At 68.8% G+C, this 6,216-nt stretch carries 6 protein-coding genes; all 6 read right to left on the minus strand.

Going from position 1 to position 6,216, the window contains the following annotated elements:
- Positions 1-152: gamma-glutamylcyclotransferase (locus P3W85_RS03975; RefSeq protein WP_276263815.1), on the minus strand; the 152-nt coding region annotated here is incomplete at its 3' end.
- A gap of 2 nt (positions 153-154) precedes the next feature.
- Entirely contained in the window at positions 155-652 is a 498-nt protein-coding gene (gene rraA, locus P3W85_RS03980; protein WP_017223891.1) for a ribonuclease E activity regulator RraA, read from the minus strand.
- Between the two features lie 100 nt (positions 653-752).
- Positions 753-2,495, minus strand: a complete 1,743-nt coding sequence (locus P3W85_RS03985) for a thiamine pyrophosphate-binding protein (protein ID WP_276263811.1) — start codon at positions 2,493-2,495, stop codon at positions 753-755.
- A 96-nt stretch (positions 2,496-2,591) separates the two neighbouring features.
- Positions 2,592-3,854, minus strand: coding sequence for an MFS transporter (locus P3W85_RS03990; RefSeq protein WP_276263812.1), 1,263 nt, complete (start codon positions 3,852-3,854; stop codon positions 2,592-2,594).
- 119 nt (positions 3,855-3,973) lie between these two features.
- Positions 3,974-4,804, minus strand: a complete 831-nt coding sequence (locus tag P3W85_RS03995; RefSeq protein ID WP_276263813.1) for a LytR/AlgR family response regulator transcription factor — start codon at positions 4,802-4,804, stop codon at positions 3,974-3,976.
- A 63-nt stretch (positions 4,805-4,867) separates the two neighbouring features.
- Positions 4,868-6,058, minus strand: coding sequence for a sensor histidine kinase (locus P3W85_RS04000; RefSeq protein ID WP_276263814.1), 1,191 nt, complete (start codon positions 6,056-6,058; stop codon positions 4,868-4,870).
- Positions 6,059-6,216 lie beyond the last annotated feature (158 nt).

The raw sequence follows: 6,216 nt of genomic DNA on the forward strand, positions 1-6,216 counted from the left end.
AGGCCGGGATAGTTGCCGAAGTCATAGAGCCGGCCCGGCACGGTGGCGCCGCCCAGCAGCCTCGGCGCGGCAATGCCGTGCCGGCGCGCGGCCGCGTTGAGATCGTTGACTTCGCCGGCGCGCAGCGTGCCGTAGACGAAAACCACCGGCATGCTCAGCCCTCCAGCTTGCTGTCCGCCACCAGCACGCCGTCGGCGTCCGCATAGATCCAGTTGCCCGGCCGCACCACCGCGCCCGGCATCAGCACCGCGACCTCGCGCTCGCCGATATTGCGTTTCTGGCTTTTCTGCGGATGCAGGGCCAGGGCGCGCACGCCGATATCGCAAACCGCCAGCTCCGCGCTGTCGCGCACGCTGCCGTTGACGATGATGCCGGCCCACCCGTTCTTCTCGGCCAGCACGCCAAGATTGCCGCCCACCAGCGCGCAGCGCAGCGAGCCGCCCCCGTCCACCACCAGCACGCGGCCATTGCCGGGCGACTCGACCGCTTCGCGCACCAGCGAATTGTCTTCGAACACCTTCAGCGTGGCTGCCGGGCCGGAGAAGGCCGTGCGTTTGCCGAAATGGCGGAACACCGGCGCCAGCACGCGCAGCGAGCCGTCGGCCAGGCGTGTCTCGTTGGCATCGCACAGATCGGTGGTAGCAAAGCTCATGGAGGACTCCTAAGTCAGGTTGGTCAGGTAGCTAGGTTGGAAAAGGAAGGCCAAAAACAAAGCAATCGACAAGAACGCCGCACGACGGCGCCGTCCCGCCTCAGGACCCGCCCCGCGCTGCCAGCGCCTGGGCGCGGATGGCCTGCAGCGTGGTGCGCGGCGTAATCTGTTCGGGGTCGATGCGGATCTCGATCAGGCTGGCGACCGGCGCGGCCAGCGCCTCGCGCAGGGCCGGCTCGAATTCTTCGTTGCGGGTGACGACGGCGCCGCGCGCGCCATAGGCCCGCGCCAGCGCCGCGAAATCGGGATTGTGCAACTCCGTGCCGCTTACGTGGCCGGGATACTCCCGCTCCTGGTGCATGCGGATGGTGCCGTACATGCCGTTGTTGACGACGATGACAATGATTGCCGCGCCATACTGCATGGCCGTGGCCAGTTCCTGGCCATTCATCAGGAAGCAGCCGTCGCCCGCCAGCGCCACCACGGTGCGCCCGGGGAAGGCGATCTTGGCGCCTACCGCCGCCGGCACGCCGTAGCCCATGGCGCCGCTGGTCGGCGCAAGCTGGCCGCGGCCACCGCCCGCAAAAGGCCGGTAGCGGAAATAGCGATGCAGCCAGCTGGCGTAGTTGCCGGCGCCGTTGGTCACCACGGCGTCGGCCGGCAGTACGGCATCCAGCGTGCGCACCATGGCGGCCAGGTCCACACCCGGCCCGGCATAAGGGCGCGGCTCGACATAAGCTTCATAGTCCGCGTGCGCGGCGGCGGTCCATGCCTGCCAGCGCGGCGCGGCCGGCGCATCGAGCCGCGCGAGCCGTGCCGCAATGGCCGGCATCGAGGCCTGCACCATCAGGTCGGCCTGGTAGACGCTGCCCAGCTCCTCGGCGCCCGCATGCACGTGGATCAAGGTCTGCGCGGGCCGGGGTGCGGCCAGCAGCGTATACCCGCCGGTGGTCATCTCGCCCAGGCGCGGGCCGATGGCCAGCACCAGGTCGGCCGCGCGGATGCGCTCCGCCAGGGCCGGGTTGATGCCAATGCCAACATCGCCCGCATAGCTGGCGTGGCGGCTGTCGAACAGGTCCTGGAAGCGGAAGGCGCAACCCACCGGCAACCGGAATCGTTCGGCAAAGCGCTGCAGGTCCTGGCAGGCCTGCGGCGTCCAGCCGCTGCCGCCGGCAATCACAAAGGGGCGCTCGGCGGCCGCCAGCATGCCGGCCAGCCGGGCCAGGTCCGCCTCCCCCGGCCAGCTCATGACGCGCTGGTAATGCGCCAGCTGCGGCACGGCGGCCGGCTGGGAGAGCATATCCTCCGGCAGCGCCAGCACCACCGGGCCGGGCCTGCCGGAGGTAGCGGTCTGGTAGGCCCGCGCGATGTACTCGGGAATCCGCTCCGCGCGGTCGATCTGCGCCACCCACTTGGCCATCTGGCCGAACATGCGGCGGTAGTCGATCTCCTGGAACGCCTCGCGATCGGCAAAATCGCCGCCGACCTGGCCGATGAAGAGAATCATCGGCGTGGAGTCCTGGTATGCCGTATGCACGCCGATGCTGGCATTGGTGGCGCCGGGGCCGCGCGTGCAGAACGCCAGGCCAGGCTGCCCGGTCAGCTTGCCATAGGCTTCGGCCATGACCGCCGCCCCGCCCTCCTGCCGGCAGATCACGAAGCGCAGGCGATCGCGCCGCGCGTGGAATCCGTCGAGCACGGCAAGATAGCTCTCGCCAGGCACCCCGAACGCGAGCTCGGCGCCGTGGGCCAGCAGTGCATCGACCAGGACATGGCCGCCCGGCTGGGGCGTGGCCCCGGCGGCGTCATGGGAAGCGCTAACAGCGGAATTGGAATTGGCCATGGGCAATCGACAGTCGCGGTTGAAGGTTCCGTGCGGAACCGTGGATTCCTGGGGTGGCCCGCTCACGCCCTCGCGCATTCCGGGCCGGGCCTGGCGTCAGCCGGCGGCCGCCCGCTTGCCTGCCATCTCGCGCCGCGAACGGTTGCCATTGCCCACCGTGACGGCAGTGAAGATCGCCAGCATCTGGAAAGCGCCGATCATGAAGAAGACCCAGCTGGGCCAGCGCGCGTCCATCAGCGCGCCAAAGAACAGCGGCCCGCTGGCCAGCCCGATATCCAGGCCGGAGTAGACCACGCCATAGACCCGCCCGGTGGCCCCGGCCGGCGCCGCGGCGCGCACCAGCAAATCCCGCGAAGGCCCGGCGGTACCCGCGCCGAAGCCGATCACGCCCATCAGCACCGGCACCAGCGCGGCCGGCAACGCGCCCAGCCCCACCACGATGGCGACCAGGCCCGACAACGTGAAACTCATGGCGATCAGGCGGTCGTGGTTGCTGGTGCGTCCGGCGGCGAAGCCGCCCACGATCATGCCGCCCGCGCTGCACAGCATATAGGCGGTGTAGCAAGCCGTGGCGAGCGTCAGCGGCATGCCATAGAGCTGGGTCAGCGCGGTCGGCGCGAAGCTCTGGATACCGGAGAACGAGAACGTCGTGATCAGGAAGAAGGCCCAGCAGATCCACACCTGGGGCAGCTTGAGGAACGCCAGCATGCCGCCACCGGCCTTGGCCGCCGTTGCTGGCCTGGGGGCGGCGCCATGGGTGCCGCGGGGATCGAGCACATGCCGCAACGCAAGCAGTACCGCCAGCACGCCAAAGGCCACCACCGAGGCGCAGCCAAGGGCGGTGCGCCAGCTGCCGAATTCGGCGATGGTCACCAGGAAAACCGGCGCCGCGGCCCAGCCCAGGTTGCCCGAGATGCCATGCACCGAGAACGCGTGGCCCAGCCGCGGCTGCGACACATGCTTGTTGAGCAAGGTGAAATCGGCGGGATGGAAGACGCCGTTGCCGATGCCGGCCACGCCGGCGCCGAGCAGCAGCATGGCATAGCTGGGGCTGACCGACAGCAGCAGGGCGGCGGCGCCCAGCAGCCCAAGCCCCCCGAACAGCACCGGCGAGGCGCCGAAGCGGTCGACCACGAAGCCCGAAGCCGTCTGCACCACCGCCGAGACGGCAAAGAACACCGTCATCAGCAAACCCAGCTCGGCGTAGCTCAGCCCGAACTCGGCCTTGATCCAGGGAAACAGGGGCGCCAGCAGCAGATGGTAGAAGTGCGAAACGCCGTGGGCCAGCCCGACCAGGCCGATCACCTGGGCATCGTGGCGCAGCGGATTGCGAACGGGGTCAAAGGTGGCGGTGGTCATCGGGCGGCTGTGTGCTGGACTGAGGCATGGCGCGCCGGCCGCTGCTGCCTGGCCCGTTGAGCGCGCTGCGAATACCGCATCATAGAGGAAAACCGCCCCCGGCAGGGGTGCCCTGCCCGCTACATCTGCTTGAACAGGTAAGCGTACTGGCGCGCGACCGGCAGGGTTTCGGAGCGGTTGCGCAGCTTGAGCGCGAGCCGCCCGAGCGACTGGTTCACCGCGCTGGCCACGCAGTCGATATTCACCACGGTGCCACGGTGGATCTGCCAGAAGCGCTCGGGATCGAGCTGCTGCGAGAGCTCGCGCAGGCTGGTGCGGATCAGCGCCTCGCCACCGACGGACACGACGTTGACGTATTTGTCCGTCGCCTCCAGATAGATCACTTCATCCACCGGGATAATGCGGATCTCCTGCCCCACCAGCGCCTTGATAAAGCGCAGGTAGCCATGCTGGGGCGCGCCCGCCGGCGCCTGCTGGCCCGGCATGCCACCCGGCTCCAGCGTCTCCAGCCGCGCCAGCAACTGCGCCAGGCGCTCGGTGTCGATCACGCCGCCGCCCTCCTCGCTGGCCTGCGCGTGCGCTGCCAGCCGAGCCTTGAGGCGGTGCACCGTCGCCTCCAGCCGGTCCGGCTGCACCGGCTTGAGCACGTAATCGACCGCCTCGCGCTCGAAGGCTTCGAGCGCGAACTGGTCGTATGCCGTGACGAAGACGACCAGCGGCGGATGATCGAATTCCATCAGTTCGCGGGCCACGTCCATGCCGCTCATGCCAGGCATGCGGATATCGAGGAAGGCCACCTGCGGCGCGTGTTGGCGGGCCGCCTCCAGCGCGGATACGCCGTCGTGCACCACGGCGACGATTTGCGCCTCGGGCCAGAGGCTGGATAATTCGGCATGCAGGACGCGCGCGAGCAGCGGCTCGTCGTCGGCGATCAACAAGGTCGGAGACATGGGGGCAATAGTGAGCGGTTGGATCAGCCGGGGCAGCCGGGACGGGTGAAGCGGTCAGTCGCCTCAGGAATGGGAAACGCGCTGCGCGGCCCGCGCGACGGGGGCCATCCCGATGCCGGCGGCGACATTGGCCGACGCCGCCGGGGCCGGCGTCGGCACCGCTGCCGGCACCGGGGTGCGCACGACCGGCAAGGTCAGCCGGACAATCACGCCGCGCGGGGTGTTCTCTTCCATCTGCATGCTGGCGGCGGCCCCGAAGATACGGGCCAGCCGCTCGCGCACATGGGTCAGGCCCAGGCCGGAGCCCTTGGTCATGGCATGCCCGAAACCAACCCCGGTATCGGCGATCACCACCTGCACCGCGGCGTCGCCCTGGGCGCGCGCCGACAGCACGATCCTGCCGCCACGCATGCACGGCTCGATGCCATGGCTGACCGCGTTCTCCACCAGCGGCTGGATCAGCATGGGCGGGATCTCCACCTCCGCGAGCTCAGGGGGCAATTCGATGTCGTAGCTCAAGCGCGTGCCGAAGCGCAGCGCCTGGATGTCGAGATAGCTGCGCAGCAACTCGAACTCCTGGCGCAGCGTGCATTGCTCGGCACGCGTGTGCGCCAGCGACATGCGCAGGAAGCCGATCAGCCGTTGCAGCAGCCGCCGCGCGGCCTGCTGGTCTGTTGCGATCAGGCAATCCAGGTTGGCCAGGGAGTTGAACAGGAAATGCGGCTCGATCTGTGCCTGCAGCGCCATCAGCTGCGCACGTACCAGTTGCTTCTCCGCTTCCTCGCGCTGCAGGGCGTCGAGCGCGGCCTGCCGCTCCAGATGGGCGAGCTTCTCCCGCGACCAGTAGAAGTAGATCATGCTGGCCGAAGCGAGCATGCCCACCACCAGGCACATGCGCAGCATGTCGGTGGCTTCCTCCAAGGACTTCGCCGGCTCGTTGAGGACGATGCGCGTGGCCCAGCTGCCCAGGATCACCCCCAGCGGCACGGCAACGGCGGTCAGGCACAGGAAAGGCCAGCGCCGGGGGCGCTCGTTCCACCAGATCACCACGCGCGCGATGTCGATCAACAGCCAGATCGACACGCCGATGAACTGGCTGTAGACGAAGTTGTGCCAGAGCGAACCCCCGGTGCGAAAACCGTAGTTCAGGCACACGGCGATCACGGTGTTGATGCACACCACGAACACCAGGTCGCGGCCAAGGATAGAGATGCGGGAGGGTATGGCGGCGGGGCAGCGATCCATCGATTTCATTTGCGCGTGGCCTCCACGCCCTGGCGGGCGAACGGCGGGAATACAAACCCGGCGGGCCAGGCCCGCAGACAAATCAGTGACAGCACATTGTAGCGGGCGCTCATACGCTTGGGCGCCCATGGCCCGGTTCGCGCGTGTGCCGTGCCACCTTGCCCGGC

The sequence above is a fragment of the Cupriavidus basilensis genome, assembly GCF_029335485.1.
GTDB lineage: Bacteria > Pseudomonadota > Gammaproteobacteria > Burkholderiales > Burkholderiaceae > Cupriavidus > Cupriavidus basilensis_E.

Coding starts and splice junctions, on each gene's coding strand:
- P3W85_RS03995 (WP_276263813.1), bottom strand. CDS start 4,804: ATGTCTCCGACCTTGTTGATCGCCGACGACGAGCCGCTGCTCGCGCGC.
- P3W85_RS03985 (WP_276263811.1), bottom strand. CDS start 2,495: ATGGCCAATTCCAATTCCGCTGTTAGCGCTTCCCATGACGCCGCCGGG.
- rraA (WP_017223891.1), bottom strand. CDS start 652: ATGAGCTTTGCTACCACCGATCTGTGCGATGCCAACGAGACACGCCTG.
- P3W85_RS03990 (WP_276263812.1), bottom strand. CDS start 3,854: ATGACCACCGCCACCTTTGACCCCGTTCGCAATCCGCTGCGCCACGAT.
- P3W85_RS04000 (WP_276263814.1), bottom strand. CDS start 6,058: ATGAAATCGATGGATCGCTGCCCCGCCGCCATACCCTCCCGCATCTCT.